The organism is Microlunatus sagamiharensis, assembly GCF_900105785.1.
Classification (GTDB): domain Bacteria; phylum Actinomycetota; class Actinomycetes; order Propionibacteriales; family Propionibacteriaceae; genus Microlunatus; species Microlunatus sagamiharensis.
Genome location: NZ_LT629799.1, coordinates 529416 through 546897, shown reverse-complemented (window position 1 = coordinate 546897; position 17482 = coordinate 529416). Strand labels below are relative to the sequence as shown.

Below are 17482 nucleotides of genomic sequence, written 5' to 3'. Positions count from 1 at the left end.
CACGATTCGTGAACGGTGAGTACGTCAGATCGACGTGGACGCGAAGGGTTCCCCCGGTCTTGACTGGTGCCGTGCACGCCTCGTACGCCGTCCCGGACCGCTCCCGCCAGGGCGCCCTCATGGCCATGGCCGCGATGGTCTGCGTCCAGACCGGCCTCGCCGTCTCGGTGACCCTGATCGACCGCGTCGGCGCCGAGGGGGCCGCCTGGCTCCGCCTCGTCTGGGCCGGCGCGATCATGCTGCTCCTCGCCCGGCCGTGGCGCGCACGGCTGACCCGGGCCGCGTGGGGCACGGCGGTGGGCCTCGGCGTCGCGACCGCCGCGGTGACGCTGTTCTTCATGGCCGCGGTCGCCCGGCTGCCGCTCGGCACGGCGAGCGCCATCGAGTTCCTCGGGCCGCTCGGCGTCGCCGTGGCCCGGGGTCGCGGGACCGGGCGGTTCGTGTGGCCCGTCCTCGCCGCCGTCGGCGTGCTGCTGCTGACCCGGCCCTGGGCGGGCTCCGCGGACCCGGCCGGCGTCGCGTACGCGCTCGCCGCGGCGTGCTGCTGGGCGGCGTACATCCTGCTCACCCAGCGCGTGGGCGACCGCGTCTCCGGGCTCACCGGCCTCGGCATCTCGATGCCGGTCGCGGCGCTCGTGGCCACGCTGACCGTGGGCCCCTCGGTCGTCGGGCGGATGACGCCCGAGCTGCTCCTCGCCGGTCTCGGGCTGGCGGTGCTGCTGCCCGTCGTGCCCTTCAGCCTGGAGATGCTCGCGCTGCGACGTCTGAGCACCGCCGCCTTCGGCACGCTGATGAGCCTCGAGCCGGCGTTCGCCATGCTCGTCGGGCTGGTCGTGCTCGCCCAGGTGCCGGCCGCGCCCGCACTGGTCGGCGTCGCCTTCGTCGTCGCCGCCGGGATCGGCGCGGAGCGCTCCGGCAGCCGGTCAGCGGATGCCGCTGCGGGCGAACCCCTGGACGAAGTAGCGCTGGAAGAGGAGGAACAGCACGACCATCGGCGTGACGTTGATGAGGGCGAAGGCCATCGTGGCGCCGTAGTCGGGGCCGAACTGCCCCTGCAGGTAGAGCAGGCCGATCGGTAGCGTGAAGAGCCGGTTGTCCTGGAGCGCGATCAGCGGCCACGCGAAGTCGTTCCAGCTGCCGAGCAGGCTCATGAAGAACAGCACGGCGACCAGCGGCTTGGACAGCGGCAGCACGATCCGGGTGAAGACGCGCCAGTGCCCCGCCCCGTCGATCCGCGCCGCCTCGACCAGGTCGCGCGGGATCGACAGCATCGACTGCCGCGCCAGGAAGAGCCCGAAGGCCGACGCCGCCGTCGGCAGGATCACCGCCCAGTAGCTGCCGTAGAGGCCGAGCGTCGTCACCAGCCGGAACAGCGCGACCATGATCACCTGCACCGGCAGGGTCAGCGTGGCGAGCGCGGTCAGGAAGAGCGCGGACGAGCCCCGGAACCGCAGGTGCGCGAAGGCGTACCCGCCCAGCAGGTTCACGACGACGGTGATGATCGCCGTCGTCAGCGCGATCGAGACCGAGTTGCCGAACCACGTCAGCACCGGGAACGAGGAGAAGACGCGGTCGAAGTTCTCGACCGTGAGCGCGCGCGGCCACAGCCGGAGCTCACCGCCCAGCAGCTCGCTGCGCGAGGACAGCGCGACGACGACCATCCAGTAGAGCGGGGCCACGACCACGACGCAGACCACGACCGCCGCGAGCAGGCGCAGCACGAGGAGCCCGCGGGCGCTGCGCGAGCGGTGGCTCCCGGGCCGCCGACCCGTACGGCCCCTGCGGGGCTCGGCAACGGCGTCGGCCGAGCCGGGCGGTTCGACGGTGACGCTCACTCGACGCTCCTCACTCGACGAATCCGCTTCACTCGACGACGTCCCGGCTCCGGTTCGTGCGCCACTGCAGCAGCGTGAACGCCATGGTCAGCACGAGCAGCACCATCCCGATCGCCGCCGCGTAGCCCTGGTCGCGCACCTCGAAGCCCGTGTCGTAGGCGTACGTGACGAGCACCGACGTCGCGTTGCGCGGACCGCCGCCGGTGAGCACGAAGACGATGTCGAAGACCTGGAAGCTGAAGATCACGTTGATGATCAGCAGGAAGAAGGTCGACGCCCCGAGCAGCGGGAAGGTGAGGTGCCGGAACTGCTGCCAGCGGTTGGCGCCGTCGAGCGTCGCCGCCTCGTACAGGTCGGGCCCGATGCCCTGCAGCCCGGCGAGGTAGATCAGCATGTTGAAGCCGACGCGCCACCACAGGGTGACGAGCACGACCGAGGCGAACGCCGCCGCGCTGCCGGACTGCCACGGCACGGCCGGCAGCCCGACCGTGCGCAGCAGGAGGTCGAGCAGGCCGGTGTTCTCGTCGAAGACGAGGACGCCCAGCAGCGCCGTCGCGACGCCGGAGATCGCCATCGGCAGGATCAGCACCGAGCGGAACACGGGCCGGGCCGGCAGGACCGTGTTCAGCAGCACCGCGGCGCCGAGCCCGAGGGCCATCGACAGCGGCGTGACGAGCACGGTGAACGCCGTCGTGTTGACCAGCGAGCGCCAGAACAGCGGGTCGCCGAGGAGCTTGGCGTAGTTCGCCAGGCCGGCGAACGTCCCGCCGCCGAAGCCGTCCGTGCGCTGAAGGCTGATCACCGCCGCGCCGACCAGCGGCACGAAGACGAACAGGCCGAGCAGCAGCAGGTTGGGACTGAGCAGCAGGTACGCCGCCCGCGCCTCGCCGCGCGTCTGGCGCGAGCTCACGCGCCGGTCGCCCCGGCGATGCCCTTGCTCAGCCCGGCGATGGTGTCCTCGGTCGACTGCCCGCCCACGAACGCCTGCTCGAGCTGGTCCTTGAGCACCGTGATGATCTTCGACATCGACGGGGAGGCGACCTGCCCGGAGTCGCTCGCGCGCACCTGCCGGGCCTGGCCGAGGAACACCTTCGTGAGGTCGCCGCGCACGGTGAACTCGATGCCGTCCTGCACGAGGTCCGCCCGCGTCGGGAGGAGCGAGGCGGCCACGCAGAAGTCGCGCTGCTGCTCGGCCTCGGTGGCGAAGGTGAGGAACTTGGCCGCGAGCGCCGGGTCCTTGGCCTTCGCCGTGGCGACGAGGGCGTTGCCGCCGAAGTCGCCGCCGCCGCGGACCTTGCGCGGCGCGTACGTCGCCCCCCACTCGAAGCTCGCGGTCTTGTCGGCGTCGGGGAGCATGAACGCCCCGCCCCAGACCATGGCCGAGGTCTGGGAGTACCAGGTGTCGGCGGCGTAGGTCGTCGACTTGACCGAGTCGTTGGCCGGGACGAGCTTGTCGGCGAAGAACCGCTTGCTGAAGTCCACCGCGGCCCGGCCGGCGTCGGAGTCGACGGCGGGCGCCTTGAGGTCCTCGGCGAGGAAGCGGCCGTCGGCCTGGAAGAGCAGGCTCAGCCAGCGGGTGACGCCGTTGCCCTGCCAGTTGTAGGCCATCGGGAACTTCGAGCCGGGCAGCGAGGACCGCAGCTTGCCGGCCACCTCGAGCAGCTGGTCCCAGGTCCAGGCCTCCTCGGGGCTGTTCGGCACCGACGTCACGCCGGCCGCGTCGAGGAGCGTCTTGTTGTAGAGGATCACCGAGGTGTCGGTGTGGTGCGGGACGCCGTACGGCTTGCCGCCGTTCTGCACCGCGGCCCAGGCCTGCTCGGTGAAGCGGCCCGAGAAGTCCTGGGCCAGGAGCGTGCTGAGGTCGAGCAGCTGTCCGGCGCCGGCGTAGCTGCCGAACGTGTAGTACGGCACGCGGAAGACGTCCGGCGGGTTGCCGGCCTGGATCTGCGCGTCGATGTTGCTGAACATCTGCTCGTACGGGACGGCGTTGAGGTTGACGGTCGTGCCGGGGTTCGCCTGCTGGAAGGCGGCGATCACGGCGCGGAACCCGGCGAGCTCGGCGTCCGTGCCCCAGGTGGTGAAGCTGAGCGTGCCGGCGGCCTGCGAGGCCTGGCTGCCGGCCGGGGCGAAGCCCCCGCAGGCGGACAGCGCCAGCGGTGCGGCCACCGCGGCCGTGCCGGCCGCGAGGAAGCGACGTCGGGTGAGGTCCATCAGGGGCTCCTGCCGGGTCGGCGGCCACGCCGGCACCGGACGGTGCCGCACGGGTCGAACCTCCGACATTCCCTCACGGCCGGTGATCCGGTTGCGCCCGGGCCGCCCTCAGGTCGTCGTGGTGGGGGGCGCCTCGTCCTCCAGCCGGGCGCGCAGCAGCGGCCAGCTGAGCGCGAAGCCCGGGTGCAGGTGGAGCCGCTCGACCTCGTCGACGGCGACCCAGGCGAGCGCCTCGGACTCCTCCTCGACCACGAGCTCGACGTCGCGGACCAGCTCGGCCAGCACGGTGGTGTAGCTCCAGCCGCCGCGGTCGTCGACGTAGGGGTCGCCGGACACGCGCACGGCCTCGGCCGGCACCTCGGTCTCCTCGAACGCCTCGCGCAGCGCCGCCGCCACGGCGTCCTCGTGGCTGTCGCGGGCGCCGCCCGGGATGCCCCAGGTGCCGCCGTCCGCGGTCCAGCGGGCCCGGTGCTGCAGCAGCACGGTCGGCGTGCCGGACCCGCGCCGGTCGACGAGGAGCAGGCCCGCCGCACCGAAGCGCCCCCAGTGCCGCTGGCCCTGGTGGTCGGCCACCCAACCGTTGCCGTCGTGGAGCATCAGCGCACGCCCGTCCGCGGGCGACCGGTGGGTGTCACAGCGCCCCGACCATCGTCTCCTGGGCGAAGCCGAGCCAGTCGTAGACGCTGACCATGTAGCTGCGCGGGTCGGAGTCGTCGAGCTGGGCGAGCTCCTCGGCCGACTCGGTGTCGGTGATGCCGAGCCGCGTCGCCACCGCGAGCCGGACGCTCGTCAGGGTGCGCAGCCACCCGTCCACGTGCTCCGGCGTGACACGGAGGTCGACCCGGCCGTGGTCGGTCGCCCCGAGGTCGTCGAGCACGACCTGGGCGTCGGTCACCTTCGTCGTCCGCAGCCCGCGCTCGGTGAAGCGCCGGAAGTCCGAGGAGGCCGCCGCATCGTGCGGGTAGGCGTTCGGGAAGAGCCGGCGCAGCACCGGGTCCTCGGGGACCTCCGGTTCGTCGGGGTCCACGGCGAGGTCGGCGGCCAGAGCCTCGAACGGGTCCGCCGCCGGGTCCGGAGCCGCGTAGCCCTCGGGCTCCCCGTCCGACACCAGCTCCACGACCTGCCGCACGAGCGAGGTCAGCAGCTCCACCTCGTACGCGCTGAGCGCGGTCGTCAGCACTCCGCGCTTCCGCGAGAACTTCTTCATGAGTCGGCCTTGTCGAGCGTCGCCCACAGCCCGTACTCGTGCATCGCGGTGACGTCGCGCTCCATCGCCTCGCGGCTGCCGCTGGAGACGATCGCCTTGCCCTCGGTGTGGACCTGCATCATCAGCCGCTCGGACTTGGCCTTGGCGTAGTGGAAGTACGTGGTGAAGACGTGCGCGACGTAGGACATGAGGTTGACCGGGTCGTCCCAGACGATCGTCACCCACGGGACGTCCTCACGGAACTCCTCGAGGGGCCGCTCGGCGACCGCGGTGCCCCCGGCCGGCGTCACGGTGGGCGCTCCGGTCTCAGACACGCCCTCCATCATCGCAGGGGTTGGCGGCTCGGGCCGGTCACCGCCCGCGGGGGCCCGCACCGGCGCCCCTCGTACGCTGGCGCGCGTGAGCGACGGTGGAGCGACGACCGGCCGGCCGGGCGAGCTGCAGGGCGAGGCGCGCCGGGCGCGCTTCGGCCCGCGCGAGGCCCCGACCACGGCCCTGCTGACCGACCAGTACGAGCTGACGATGCTCCGCTCGGCCCTGCAGGCGGGGACGGCGGAGCGGCACTCGGTCTTCGAGCTCTTCGGGCGGCGGCTGCCGGACGGGCGCCGTTACGGCGTGGTCGCGGGCGTCGGCCGCGCCCTCCGGGCGCTGCGGAGCTTCCGCTTCGACGAGGAGTCGCTGACCTTCCTGACCGAGGGCGGCGTGGTCGACGGGCGGACCGCCGCCTGGCTCGCCGACTTCCGGTTCCGCGGGCAGGTGTGGGGCTACCCCGAGGGCGAGGTCTACTTCCCGGGCTCGCCGCTGATGGTGGTCGAGGGCAGCTTCGCCGAGTGCTGCGTGCTCGAGACGCTGCTGCTCAGCATCTACAACCACGACTCGGCGATCGCCTCCGCAGCCTCGCGCATGACCCTGGCCGCCGACGGCCGGCCGTGCGTCGAGATGGGCTCGCGCCGCACGCACGAGCTGTCGGCGGTGGCCGCGGCCCGCGCCGCGTACGTCGCCGGCTTCGACGCGACGTCCAACCTGGAGGCGGGCCGGCGCTACGGGGTGCCGACGACGGGCACGGCCGCGCACTCCTTCACGCTGCTGCACGCCGACGAGCGGGAGGCCTTCACCGCGCAGCTCGCCGCGCTCGGCGAGGGCACCACGCTGCTCGTCGACACCTACGACGTGGAGCCGGCCGTGCGGCTCGGGGTCGAGCTGACCCAGGGCCGGCTCGGCGCGGTGCGGCTCGACTCCGGCGACCTCTCCGCGCTGGCCGTCCGGGTGCGCGCGCTGCTGGACTCCCTCGGGGCCACGAGCACCCGCATCGTGGTGACCAGCGACCTGGACGAGCACGCCATCGCGTCGCTGTCGGGGGCGCCCGTCGACAGCTACGGGGTCGGCACGGCCCTGGTCACCGGCAGCGGCCACCCCACGTCGGGCTTCGTCTACAAGCTCGTCGCCCGCGCCGCCTCCGACGCCGCCGACGCACCGCTCGTGCCGGTGGCGAAGAAGAGCCAGGACAAGGTGTCGGTCGGTGGCCGCAAGTACGCCCTGCGCCGCATCGACGCCCGCGGCGTGGCCGAGGCCGAGGAGATCGGCATCGGCACGGCGCCCGAGGACGACGGCAACGACCGCCCGCTGCTGGTCCCGCTGGTGCGCGACGGCGAGATCGTCGGCGAGGAGCCGCTCGAGGCGGCGCGCGAGCGCCACCGGGCGGCACGCGCGGAGCTGCCGCTCGAGGCCCGCAAGCTCTCGAAGGGCGAGCCGGTCATCCCGACCCGCTTCGTCGGGGCGGCCGCGCCGACCGCGAACCCGTACGCCACGGCCGGGGGCCCGCGGTGAGCGCCGGCACCGCGCACCCGCCGACCCGGCGGGCCCTGGTGGTCGTGGACGTGCAGAACGACTTCTGCGAGGGCGGCTCGCTGGCGGTGGCGGGCGGGCTCTCGGTCGCCGCGCGGGTCAAGGAGCTGCTCGGCACCGACCACGGCTACGACCTCGTCGTCGCGACCCGTGACCACCACATCGACCCGGGCACGCACTTCTCCAAGCACCCGGACTTCGTCGACTCCTGGCCGCGCCACTGCGTCGCCGGCACCGAGGGCGCCGAGCTGACCGCGCCGTTGGAGGCCGGCGACTTCGACGCGGTCTTCGACAAGGGCGAGTACGCCGCGGCGTACTCCGGCTTCGAGGGCCGCGACGCCGACGGCACGGGGCTCGGCGACTGGTTGCGGGCCCACGACGTCGGCCGGGTCGACCTGTGCGGCATCGCCACCGACCACTGCGTCCGCGCGACGGCCCTCGACGCGGCCGAGGAGGGCCTGTCCCCCACCGTGCTGGTCGGGCTCACCGCCGCCGTCGCGCCCGACCGCGTCGGGGCCACCCTCGACGCCTGGCGCACGGCCGGCGTGGCGGTCCGGGAGGGCTGAGCGCTGGCCCGGGTGCTGGGCGTCCCGCACGGCGAGGGCCGGGCGGCGTTCGCGGACGCGCTCGAGGGCTTCCGGGCCGCGGTCGCGCCGCTCGACGACCACGCGCTGCTCGCGGCCTCGCGGTGCTGGGGCTGGGCCGTGGTCGACGTGGTCGTGCACGTCCGGCTCGGCCTGGAGGAGCTGGCCGCCGGCCTGCTCGCCGCCGACGAGCGGGAGACGCCGACCCACGACGCCGCGACCTACTGGGAGACGCAGCCGCCGGGCGGCGGCGCGGTCGACGGCCTCCTGGCCGTCCGTCGGGTGGCGGCCGCCACCCGGACGCCCCGGGGCGCGCTGGGACCGCTCGACCGGGTCTCCGACTCACTCGCCGCCGCCGCCGCACGGCTGCCGGACCGCGTGCTCGCGTTCCAGGGCTGCGCCCTCACGACCGGCGACCTCCTGGCCACGTGGGCGGTCGAGCTCGCCGTGCACCAGCTCGACCTCGGTCGTGACCTCGACGTCGCCCAGCCGCGTCCCGGCGTGCTCGCTCTCGCACGCCGCACGCTCGAGGCGCTGCTGGAGGCGCCGCTGCCGGTGCGGGACGACGTGGACGCGCTCCTGCTCGGCACTGGACGTCGGTCGGCGACGGCCGCCGAGAAGGACGGGCTCGGCGTCGCCGCCGAGCGGCTGCCGGTCCTCTGAGGCGGGCGCGGACGCGGGTGCCCGCTCCGGGCCCGGCAGGGGCCAGACTGTCGGCGCATGGACGTCTTCCGGGCCCTGCTGCACGACGCCTCACGCCAGGACGGGGCCGCCCACCGCGCCCTGCGCCTGCGCACGGACGGCTGGGCGCTCGGTCCGCTCGTCGTCGGGGACGACCGGCTCACCGGCCTCGACCCCGACGTCGACCTGAGCGTGGTGACCAGCGGCGGGGCCGGCTCGGTCGCGGCGCTGCCCGGACGCACCGCCGGCCTCCGCCTGGTCGCCGTGGAGACGGTGCTGCGCGACCTGGACGACCTGCCCGGCAACGCCGGTCGCGTCGTCGCGGCCGCTGCCGGGCTGCCCGACGACGTCGAGGTCTTCGTCGGGCTCCCCGCCGGCACCGGGCTGGTCGAGGCGGTGGAGGTGGTCGAGGCCGCGGGCCTGCGCGGGCGGATCACGGTGGGTCCGGGCGCGGCCAGGCTGCTCTCGGCCCTCGTCGAGTCGGACCTGCCGTTCAAGGCGACGGGCCTGGGGCCGGACCCCGTCGGGCCGTACGGGCTGCTCGGCCTGCTGATGGCCGTCGAGGCCCTCGTGGACGGCGCCGACCCCGAGGACGCCGACGCCCTGCTGGCGGACGTCGACGCGCACCGGGCGGTCACCGGCCTCGCGGGCTGGGACGAGGCGACGCAGGCCCGCGTACGCCGGCGCCTGCGGGCGGTCGACTGCGACGACCCCGCCACGACGCTCGACGCACTGGCCCGCGCCGGGCTCCTCTGAGCCGCGGGCTCAGCGCCCGCGGACGACCTGCGTACGCGCGGCGAGGTCGTGCAGGGTCTGGCGCTTGGGGTGCCAGAGCGGGAGCAGCACGTCGGCGACGGTGAGGATCCGGAGGCTGAGTGCGCCGGGGAGCACCCAGATCAGCGCGCGCACGAGCACGCACGACCAGGTCAGCCGCTCCTGCGACCGCCCCTCGTCGACGGGGACGACGCGCAGCCCGCACGCCATCATCCCGAGGGTCGCGGAGCGGAACCGCAGCAGCGGGAGGTGGTAGGCCATGCCGACCGCGAAGGTCACGAGCATGATCAGCAGCTGGTCGGTCCCGGTGATCAGCGTGGCGAAGTTCGGCGTGGGCGGCGGCGTGGTCGAACCGGCCTGGGCGGCGCGGTAGGCCTCGCCCCAGTACGCGCTGACCGCGGTCACGATCTCGCGGTAGAAGGGCAGCGTCAGCAGGAAGGACACGGTCCCCACGAGCAGGGCGTCCATCAGCCCGGCGAGCGCGCGCCACCACCAGCCGGCCAGCGGGACGCCGTCGGCCGTGGTCGCGGCCTGCCGCGAGACCCCGGTCGCCCGGACCCCGTACGCAGCGGCCGGCGGGACGCCGTACGGGCCCGGTCCGGCACCCACGGGCGGGGGCGGCGGCGGGGCGACGGCGAGCTCCGCCTCGCGGGTGGTGCGGGACCACTGCCAGCCGTCCCAGTAGCGCTCGCGGGCGGCGTCGAGCGGGTCGGGGTACCAGCCGCCCGGCGCTGCGTGCCGCCCCGGAGGGGCCGGGGGCGAGCCGACGGGGATGTCTGACATGCACGCCATCGTAGTTTCCAGCGCCGGTGGGACCGATTCCAACCAGGTGGGCACGATCTCGCCCCGAAAGCGGGCCGTCTCGATCCGATAACAAAGACTCGGGCAACATGCGCAGAAGACTGGTCATCCAGGCTTTGTTCAGATATACCTGTGCCAGCAAGGGCAGCCGGTGACGGCCTGCGGAGCGACGTGTGCTGATCAGCGACCGATCAGGCCGTGGACGAAGGGGTTCGGGCGTCAGCGCCCTGACCCCTGCACCCGGCCTCGACGTCGCCGGCCTCCTGCTCCGCCGGTCGGGCGGGCGGCCCCCGCCGCACCGGAGCAGCACGCTGACTCCCCTGCGGTCCCCGTCCGGAGTCAGAGAGGTTTTACCCAGATGCGCTTGACGTCCAAGCTGGTCGCCGCCGTGGGCCTGTCCACCGTCCTCGCCGCGACCGCCGCCTGCAGCGGTGCCGGTGGTGCCGGCGGAGTCGGAGGGAGCGGTGGTGGCGGAGGCGACAACTCCATCAACGTCCTCATGGTCAACAACCCCCAGATGCTCGCCCTGCAGAAGCACATCGGCGAGTTCACCAAGCAGACGGGCATCACGGTGAACTTCACCGTCAAGCCCGAGAACGACATGCGCAACCAGGCCGCGCAGGAGTTCGCCAACCAGTCCGGTCAGTTCGACGTGGCGACCCTGTCCAACTTCGAGGTCCCCATCTACTCGAAGAACGGGTGGCTGACGCCGCTCAGCGACATCCCCGCCTACAAGAGCGACACCACGTTCGACCAGGCGGACATCTTCCCGTCGATGACGAAGTCCCTCACGGGTCCCGACGGCAAGCTCTACGGCGAGCCCTTCTACGGCGAGTCGTCCTTCCTGATGTACCGCAAGGACATCGCCGAGAAGGTGGGCGTCAAGTTCAGCGAGACCCCGACCTGGGACGAGGTCGCGGCCGCCGCGGCCAAGATGGACGGCGCGGAGTCGGGCATGAAGGGCATCTGCCTGCGCGGCCTGCCGGGCTGGGGCGAGGTGTTCGCCCCGCTGACCACCGTCGTCAACACCTTCGGCGGCACCTGGTTCGACAAGGACTGGAACGCCCAGGTCAACGCCCAGCCGTTCAAGGACGCCACGACCTTCTACACCGACCTGGTGAAGGCCCACGGCGAGTCCGGTGCGGCGCAGGCCGGCTTCGCCGAGTGCCTCACCGCGACCACGCAGAGCAAGGTCGCGATGTGGTACGACGCGACCTCCGCCGCCGGTTCGCTCGAGGCGCCCGACTCCCCGGTCAAGGGCAAGATGGGCTACGTCCAGGCCCCGGTCAAGGAGACCAAGGCCTCCGGCTGGCTCTACGCCTGGTCGTGGATGATCGAGAAGAAGAGCACGAAGGCCGACAACGCCTGGAAGTTCATCTCCTGGGCGTCCGGCAAGGACTACGAGAACCTCGTCGGTCAGCAGGACGGCTGGGCGACCGTGCCGGCCGGCAAGCGTGAGTCGACCTACGCGAACGCCGACTACATCAAGGCGGCCGGAGCCTTCGCCGAGCCGACGAAGACGGCCATCGAGTCGGCTGACCCGACCAACCCGGGTGTGCAGCCGCGCCCGACCGTCGGCATCCAGTTCGTCGACATCCCCGAGTTCACCGACTTCGCCACCAAGATCAGCCAGGACATCTCCGGCGTGATCGCCGGCAAGACGACCGTGGACGACGCGCTGAACAACGGCCAGAAGCTCGCGCAGGCCGCGGGCGACAAGTACAAGAACAAGTAGCACCCACCGAGGTCGGGTCGTGCGGCGCTGACCAGCGCGGCACGACCCGGCCTCGGGCCGTCTCCACGGCCCACCCACGCACCACCACGCAGACCACGAACCCCGTCACGAAACCCATCGCGAGGAGCAGCGCATGGCCACCGCCACCGCCACACCGCCCGACCAGGCGGCGCCGGGTCGCAAGAGGACCAAGGTCCCGCAGCCGAGCTTCGCCGAGCGCTGGGGCGACAAGAAGGGCTGGGCGCGGCGCGTGCCGCTGCTGCCGGCCCTCGTCTTCGTCGTGATCATGACCCAGCTGCCCTTCGTGGCGACGATCCTGGTCTCGTTCACGAACTGGAACGCCAACTACCCCGACGAGATCAAGTTCGGCACGCTGCAGAACTTCGTCACCGTCTTCACCGACGCCGGCCTGCGCACGAGCGTCCTGTTCACCATCCTGCTGACGGTCACCGTCGTGCTGGTCTCGCTCGCCTTCGGGCTGGGCATCGCGCTCCTGCTGAACCGCAACTTCATCGGCCGCGGCGTCGTCCGCACGATGATGATCGCGCCGTTCCTCGTCGTGCCGGTCGCCGCGGCCCTGCTGTGGAAGCACGCGATGTACAACCCCGAGTACGGCCTGTTCAACGGCCTGCTCACCCAGGTCTTCGGCGCGAACGCGCCGCAGCCGGACTGGATCACCGACTTCCCGCGGCTGGCGATCATGGGCGAGCTGATCTGGCAGTGGACGCCCTTCATGACCCTGATCCTGCTGGCCGGGCTGCAGTCGCGCCCCGGTGACGTGATGGAGGCCGCGGCCGTCGACGGCGCGGGCACCTGGCAGACCTTCGTCAACATGACCATGCCGCACATGCGCCGCTACCTGGAGCTGGCCGGCCTGCTCGGGACGATCTACATCATCCAGCAGTTCGACTCGGTCTTCACCCTGACCGCGGGCGCGTACGACACCGCGAACCTGCCGTACACGATCTACCAGACGCTCTACAACGCCCAGGACTACGGCCTCGCGTCGGCCCAGGGCGTGATTGTCGTCATCGGCACGATCATCGTCGCCACCTTCGCCCTGCGCACCGTGTCCAGCCTGTTCGAGGAAGGCAACTGATGACCACCGCACTCGCCTCCGCACCGTCGAAGCTGGCGGCCACCCGGCGCGCCTCCAACGCCCGCAACCGCCGCCGGGGCGGCCGGGGTGCGAACATCGCCCTGGGCCTGCTCGCCTGGGTGATCGGGATCCTCTTCGTCTTCCCGGTCTTCTACATGCTGCTGACGAGCCTCCACTCGGAGTTCAACGCCGCGACGAACCCGCCCAGCTTCTTCGCCCCGCTCACCCTGGACGGCTACCGCGAGTTCTTCGGCGCCTCCTCGGGCGCGAGCCCCTGGCCGCCGCTGATCAACTCCGCGACCGCCTCGATCGTCTCGACCATCGTCGTCATCCTGCTGGCCATCCCGGCCGCGTACGCACTGAGCGTGAAGCCGGTCGAGAAGTGGACCGACGTCATGTTCTTCTTCCTGTCGACGAAGTTCCTGCCGGCGGTCGCGGGCCTGCTGCCGCTCTACATCATCGCCAAGACGATCGGGCTGCTCGACAACATCAACTTCATCGTCATCCTCTACACGGCGATGAACCTGCCGATCGCGGTGTGGATGCTGCGCTCGTTCCTGGCCGACATCCCCGTCGAGCTCTTCGAGGCCGCGGCCATCGACGGCGCCGGGCTGCTCCGCACCCTGCGCAGCATCATCGTCCCGATCATCTCCCCCGGGATCGCGGCCACCGCGCTGATCTGCTTCATCTTCAGCTGGAACGAGCTGCTGCTGGCCAACACCCTGACCAGCATCGTGGCCCAGACGGCGCCGGTCTTCCTGACCAGCTTCGTCACCTCCCAGGGCCTGTTCCTGGCGAAGGTCTGCGCCGCCGCCACGGCCGTCTCGCTGCCCGTGCTGATCGCCGGCTTCGCCGCCCAGGACAAGCTGGTGCAGGGGCTGTCGCTGGGCGCCGTCAAGTGAGCGCCGCCACCAGCACGCCGGTCAAGCTCTCCGCCGCCACCGTCGGGTCACTGGACGTCCCCGGGCCCACGTACGACCGCAGCCAGGTCACCACGGGCATCGTGCACTTCGGCGTGGGCGGCTTCCACCGGGCGCACCAGGCGATGTACCTCGACCGGCTGATGAGCGAGGGCAAGGCGCTCGACATGGGCATCTGCGGCGTCGGAGTCATGCCCTTCGACCTGCGCATGCGCGACGCGCTGGTCTCGCAGGACTGCCTCTACACCCTCGTGCTCAAGGACGCCGACGGCAGCTGGGAGCCCCGGGTCATCGGCTCGATCGTGGAGTACCTGTACGCCCCCGACGACCCCGAGGCCGTGATCGAGAAGATGGCCGACCCGGCCACGCGGATCGTCTCCCTCACCGTCACCGAGGGCGGCTACAACTTCTCCCCCGTCACCGGGAAGTTCGACGCGACGAACCCCAAGGTCGTCGCCGACCTCCAGGCCGGTGCGACACCGCAGACCGTCTTCGGCCTCGTCACCGAGGCGCTGCTGCGCCGCCGCGACCGCGGGGTCGTGCCGTTCACGATCATGTCCTGCGACAACATCCAGGGCAACGGCCACATCGCCCAGGAGGTCTTCACCGCGTACGCCCGGCTCAAGGGCGAGGCGTCGGGCGACGCCGGCCTCGCCGACTGGGTCGCCGAGCACGTCGCGTTCCCCAACTCGATGGTCGACCGCATCACGCCGGTCACCACCGACGAGGACCGTGCCCAGGTCGCCGAGCGCTTCGGCGTCGAGGACGCCTGGCCGGTGGTGTGCGAGCCCTTCACCCAGTGGGTGCTCGAGGAGCGCTTCACCGACGGACGCCCGCCGTACGACGAGGTCGGCGTCGAGGTCGTGCCCGACGTCGAGCCATACGAGCTGATGAAGCTGCGCCTGCTCAACGCGAGCCACCAGGCGCTGTGCTACTTCGGCTACCTCGCCGGCTACCGGCTGGTGCACGAGGTGTGCCAGGACCCGCTCTTCGCCACCTTCCTGCTGGACTACATGAACCGCGAGGCGACCCCGACGCTGCAGCCGGTGCCGGGCATCGACCTCGACGTCTACAAGCCGCAGCTGATCGAGCGGTTCAGCAACGCCGGCGTGCGCGACACCGTCGCGCGGCTCTGCGCCGAGAGCTCGGACCGCATCCCCAAGTGGCTCGTGCCCGTCATCAAGGAGAACGTGGCCGCCGGGCGCGACGTGACCCTCTCGGCGGCGATCGTCGCCAGCTGGGCGCGCTACGACGAGGCGGTCGACGAGCAGGGCGAGCCGATCGAGGTCGTCGACCAGCTGGCCGACCAGCTCAAGGAGATCGCTGCGCGGCAGAAGGACGAGCCGCTCGCCTTCGTGCGCAACACCGACCTGTTCGGCGACCTGGCCGAGCACGAGGAGTTCACGAAGCCCTACCTGGCCACCCTGGCCTCGCTGCACGAGCGCGGCAGCCGGGCGACGCTGGAGGACCTGGTCGCGAACGCGCGCTGAACCTCGCCCTTCTGCGACGTCGCTCACCCGGGTCGCTGCGGTGTGGGGAACCTGTGCGCGCACAGGTTCCCCACACCGAGCCCAGGGTGCAGCGTGGGCGCAGTGACGGGAACCTGCGCGCAGTGCTGGGCACCGCACCCGGCGGCGCACCTCCCGTGGCGCACCAACCCGTTATCTAGCCAGGCGCGACTCCGCGTGGTCGGGAACCTGTGCGCGCACAGGTTCCCGACACCGAGCCCAGGATGCAGCGTGGGCGCAGTGACACGAACCTGGGCGCAGTGCTGGGCACGGCACCCTGGCACGCACTCCCGCGGCGCATCAACCCGTCTGCCGACCAGGCGCGACTACGCATGGTCGGGAACCTGTGCGCGCACAGGTTGCCGACACCGAGCCCAGGGTGCAGCGTGGGCGCACTGACACGAACCTGGGCGCAGTGGCCGGATCCGGTGCGCAAGGACCGGGGACCAGTCCCCGACCAACCGTCACCGCGACCCGCACGCGCGCGTGCCGTACGCCTACGAGCGCCGGTGGACCGCCCAGCTGCGGATCGTGGAGATCCGGCGCTCGAGGTCGTCGGCCGAGGCGACCGCGGTGGGCGGGCCGCCGCAGGCCGAGCGCAGGTCGGCGTGGATCACGCCGTGCGGGCTGCTGGTGCGGTGGTGCCAGGCGGCGACGAGCCCGTTGAGCTCGCGGCGCAGCTCCTTGAGCCGCTCCCCCGCGGTGGCGTCGACGCTCGGCCGCTCGGCCCGGGGCGTCGAGCGCGACTGGGTGTCCTGGTGGCGGCGCAGCAGGTCCTTCACCTGGTCGGGCTCGAGCAGGCCGGGCAGGCCGAGGTAGTCCTGCTCCTCCGCGCTGCCGCTGGCCGCGGCCAGACCGAACTCGCCCCCGTCGAACACCACCCGGTCGAAGTCGGCCTCGCTGGCCAGCGCCGCGAACCCGCCGCCCTCGGGCCGGTCGTCCTCCGACAGCTCGCGCTCGGCCTCGGCGAGCAGCGTGTCCTCGAGCCCGTCGTCGTCGGCACCGGCGGGCGCGCGCAGCACGTGGTCGCGCTCGCGCTCCATCTCGGCGGCGTGCAGCAGCAGGTGCGGCACGCTCGGCACGAAGACCGACGCCGTCTCGCCCCGCTTGCGCGCCCGGACGAAGCGCCCGACGGCCTGCGCGAAGAACAGCGGCGTCGAGATCGACGTCGCGTACACCCCGACCGAGAGCCGCGGCACGTCGACGCCCTCCGACACCATGCGGACCGCGACCATCCAGCGCTCGTCGCCGTCGGCGAAGGCCTGGATCCGCTTGCTCGAGCCCGGCTCGTCGGACAGCACGACCACCGGCTTGGTCCCGGTGATCGCGTGGAGGAGCTCGGCGTACGCGCGCGCCGCGGTCTGGTCGGTGGCGATGACGAGGCCGCCGGCGTCGGGGACGTGCGAGCGGACCTCGGTGAGGCGGGTGTCGGCGGCCTGCAGCACCGCCGGGATCCAGGAGCCGTGCGGGTCGAGCGCGGTGCGCAGCGCCTGACCGGCGAGGTCCTTCGTCATCGGCCCGCCGAGCCGGGCGCTCACCTCGTCACCCGCGCTGGTGCGCCAGTGCAGGTCGCCGGAGTAGGCCATGAACAGCACCGGCCGGACGATGCCGTCGGCGAGCGCTGTGGCGTAGCCGTACGCGTAGTCCGCGCGCGAGCGCAGGCCGCCGCCGGAGTCCGCCTCGTAGCGGACGAACGGGATCGGGTTGGTGTCGGAGCGGAACGGCGTCCCGGTGAGCATCAGCCGACGGGTGGCCGGCTCGAACGCCTCGCGTACGGCCTCACCCCAGCTGAGCGCGTCGCCCGCGTGGTGCACCTCGTCGAGGATGACGAGGGTCTTGAAGCCCTCGACGCGGATGCGCAGGGCGAGCGGGTTGGCCGCGACCGCGGCGTACGTCAGCGCGATCCCGACGAAGTCGCGGGAGGCCTTGCCCTGGCGGACGCCGTACTCGGGGTCGATGTTGAGGTTGATGCGCGCGGCCGCGGCGGCCCACTGCACCTTGAGGTGCTCGGTGGGGGCGACCACCACGACCCGGTCGACGCGGCGGCGGGCCAGCAGGTTCGAGGCGACGGTGAGGGCGAACGAGGTCTTGCCCGCGCCCGGCGTGGCCACGGCGAGGAAGTCGCGCGGCTCGTCGGCGAAGTACTGCTCCAGGGCGGCCTGCTGCCACGCGCGCAGCGCCCCGGCGGTGCCCCAGGCCGCCCGGTCGGGGAAGGCCGGCGGCAGCCCGGCGGGGCTGAGGTCGGGCTGGGGCGAAGACATCCGAAGGATCCTAGATGGGCT

Annotated in this window: 16 protein-coding genes and 1 pseudogene; 9 read left to right on the top strand and 8 right to left on the bottom strand. The window is 72.6% G+C overall.

Annotated elements, in window-relative coordinates; translation table 11 throughout:
• The first annotated feature begins 71 nt into the window (after nucleotides 1-71).
• Nucleotides 72-1079, top strand: coding sequence for an EamA family transporter (locus BLU42_RS02470; RefSeq protein ID WP_231918404.1), 1008 nt, complete (start codon nucleotides 72-74; stop codon nucleotides 1077-1079).
• Here the strand turns inward: BLU42_RS02470 and BLU42_RS21250 are convergent.
• The 6 genes and pseudogenes from BLU42_RS21250 to clpS form a co-directional block, all read right to left on the bottom strand.
• A pseudogene (locus tag BLU42_RS21250) lies at nucleotides 1008-1661 on the bottom strand (carbohydrate ABC transporter permease); the annotation flags it as partial. The gene BLU42_RS02470 and the pseudogene BLU42_RS21250 overlap by 72 nt on opposite strands.
• Nucleotides 1662-1863: 202 nt before the next feature.
• Nucleotides 1864-2745 carry a carbohydrate ABC transporter permease gene (locus tag BLU42_RS02460; protein ID WP_091073115.1) on the bottom strand — a complete coding sequence of 294 codons (882 nt, stop codon included), beginning with the start codon at nucleotides 2743-2745 and terminating at the stop codon, nucleotides 1864-1866.
• Entirely contained in the window at nucleotides 2742-4046 is a 1305-nt protein-coding gene (locus BLU42_RS02455; protein WP_091073114.1) for an ABC transporter substrate-binding protein, read from the bottom strand. The genes BLU42_RS02460 and BLU42_RS02455 overlap by 4 nt, the downstream gene beginning before the upstream one ends.
• Nucleotides 4047-4154: 108 nt before the next feature.
• Complete coding sequence (locus tag BLU42_RS02450) at nucleotides 4155-4643, bottom strand: NUDIX domain-containing protein (protein ID WP_091073113.1); 489 nt, start codon at nucleotides 4641-4643, stop codon at nucleotides 4155-4157.
• A gap of 34 nt (nucleotides 4644-4677) precedes the next feature.
• The gene (locus BLU42_RS02445) at nucleotides 4678-5253 is read right to left on the bottom strand and encodes a DUF2017 domain-containing protein (protein WP_091073112.1); all 576 of its coding nucleotides are present in this window, start codon (nucleotides 5251-5253) and stop codon (nucleotides 4678-4680) included.
• Nucleotides 5250-5576, bottom strand: a complete 327-nt coding sequence (gene clpS, locus BLU42_RS02440; RefSeq protein WP_091079131.1) for an ATP-dependent Clp protease adapter ClpS — start codon at nucleotides 5574-5576, stop codon at nucleotides 5250-5252. The genes BLU42_RS02445 and clpS overlap by 4 nt, the downstream gene beginning before the upstream one ends.
• Before the next feature lie 199 nt (nucleotides 5577-5775).
• Between clpS and BLU42_RS02435 the strand changes: the two genes are divergently transcribed.
• The 4 genes from BLU42_RS02435 to BLU42_RS02420 are packed head-to-tail and all read left to right on the top strand — an operon-like array spanning nucleotide 5776 to nucleotide 9119.
• Nucleotides 5776-7080: a nicotinate phosphoribosyltransferase gene (locus tag BLU42_RS02435; RefSeq protein ID WP_091079127.1), complete on the top strand. Its 1305-nt coding sequence runs from the start codon at nucleotides 5776-5778 to the stop codon at nucleotides 7078-7080.
• On the top strand, nucleotides 7077-7664 hold the full coding sequence (locus BLU42_RS02430) for an isochorismatase family protein (protein WP_091073111.1): 588 nt from the start codon (nucleotides 7077-7079) through the stop codon (nucleotides 7662-7664). Before BLU42_RS02435 ends, BLU42_RS02430 begins: the two co-directional genes overlap by 4 nt.
• 12 nt (nucleotides 7665-7676) lie before the next feature.
• Nucleotides 7677-8345 (top strand): maleylpyruvate isomerase N-terminal domain-containing protein, encoded by a 669-nt coding sequence (locus tag BLU42_RS02425; protein ID WP_157719729.1) that lies wholly within the window; start codon nucleotides 7677-7679, stop codon nucleotides 8343-8345.
• Between the two features lie 57 nt (nucleotides 8346-8402).
• A complete protein-coding gene (locus BLU42_RS02420) occupies nucleotides 8403-9119 on the top strand; it encodes a hypothetical protein (protein ID WP_091073109.1) in 717 nt (238 codons plus the stop codon).
• Nucleotides 9120-9128: 9 nt separating this feature from the next.
• On the opposite strand, the gene BLU42_RS02415 is transcribed toward BLU42_RS02420, so the two are convergent.
• Nucleotides 9129-9920 (bottom strand): RDD family protein, encoded by a 792-nt coding sequence (locus BLU42_RS02415; RefSeq protein WP_172825736.1) that lies wholly within the window; start codon nucleotides 9918-9920, stop codon nucleotides 9129-9131.
• A gap of 376 nt (nucleotides 9921-10296) precedes the next feature.
• On the opposite strand from BLU42_RS02415, the gene BLU42_RS02410 reads away from it, so the two are divergent.
• From BLU42_RS02410 to BLU42_RS02395, 4 genes are all read left to right on the top strand, one after another.
• The gene (locus BLU42_RS02410; RefSeq protein ID WP_091073107.1) at nucleotides 10297-11673 is read left to right on the top strand and encodes an extracellular solute-binding protein; all 1377 of its coding nucleotides are present in this window, start codon (nucleotides 10297-10299) and stop codon (nucleotides 11671-11673) included.
• Nucleotides 11674-11806: 133 nt separating this feature from the next.
• Nucleotides 11807-12772, top strand: a complete 966-nt coding sequence (locus tag BLU42_RS02405) for a carbohydrate ABC transporter permease (protein WP_091073106.1) — start codon at nucleotides 11807-11809, stop codon at nucleotides 12770-12772.
• Entirely contained in the window at nucleotides 12772-13674 is a 903-nt protein-coding gene (locus BLU42_RS02400; RefSeq protein WP_091073105.1) for a carbohydrate ABC transporter permease, read from the top strand. The genes BLU42_RS02405 and BLU42_RS02400 overlap by 1 nt, the downstream gene beginning before the upstream one ends.
• Entirely contained in the window at nucleotides 13671-15182 is a 1512-nt protein-coding gene (locus BLU42_RS02395) for a mannitol dehydrogenase family protein (protein ID WP_091073104.1), read from the top strand. Before BLU42_RS02400 ends, BLU42_RS02395 begins: the two co-directional genes overlap by 4 nt.
• A gap of 515 nt (nucleotides 15183-15697) precedes the next feature.
• Here the strand turns inward: BLU42_RS02395 and BLU42_RS02390 are convergent.
• Nucleotides 15698-17461, bottom strand: coding sequence for a DEAD/DEAH box helicase (locus BLU42_RS02390; RefSeq protein WP_091073103.1), 1764 nt, complete (start codon nucleotides 17459-17461; stop codon nucleotides 15698-15700).
• Nucleotides 17462-17482 lie beyond the last annotated feature (21 nt).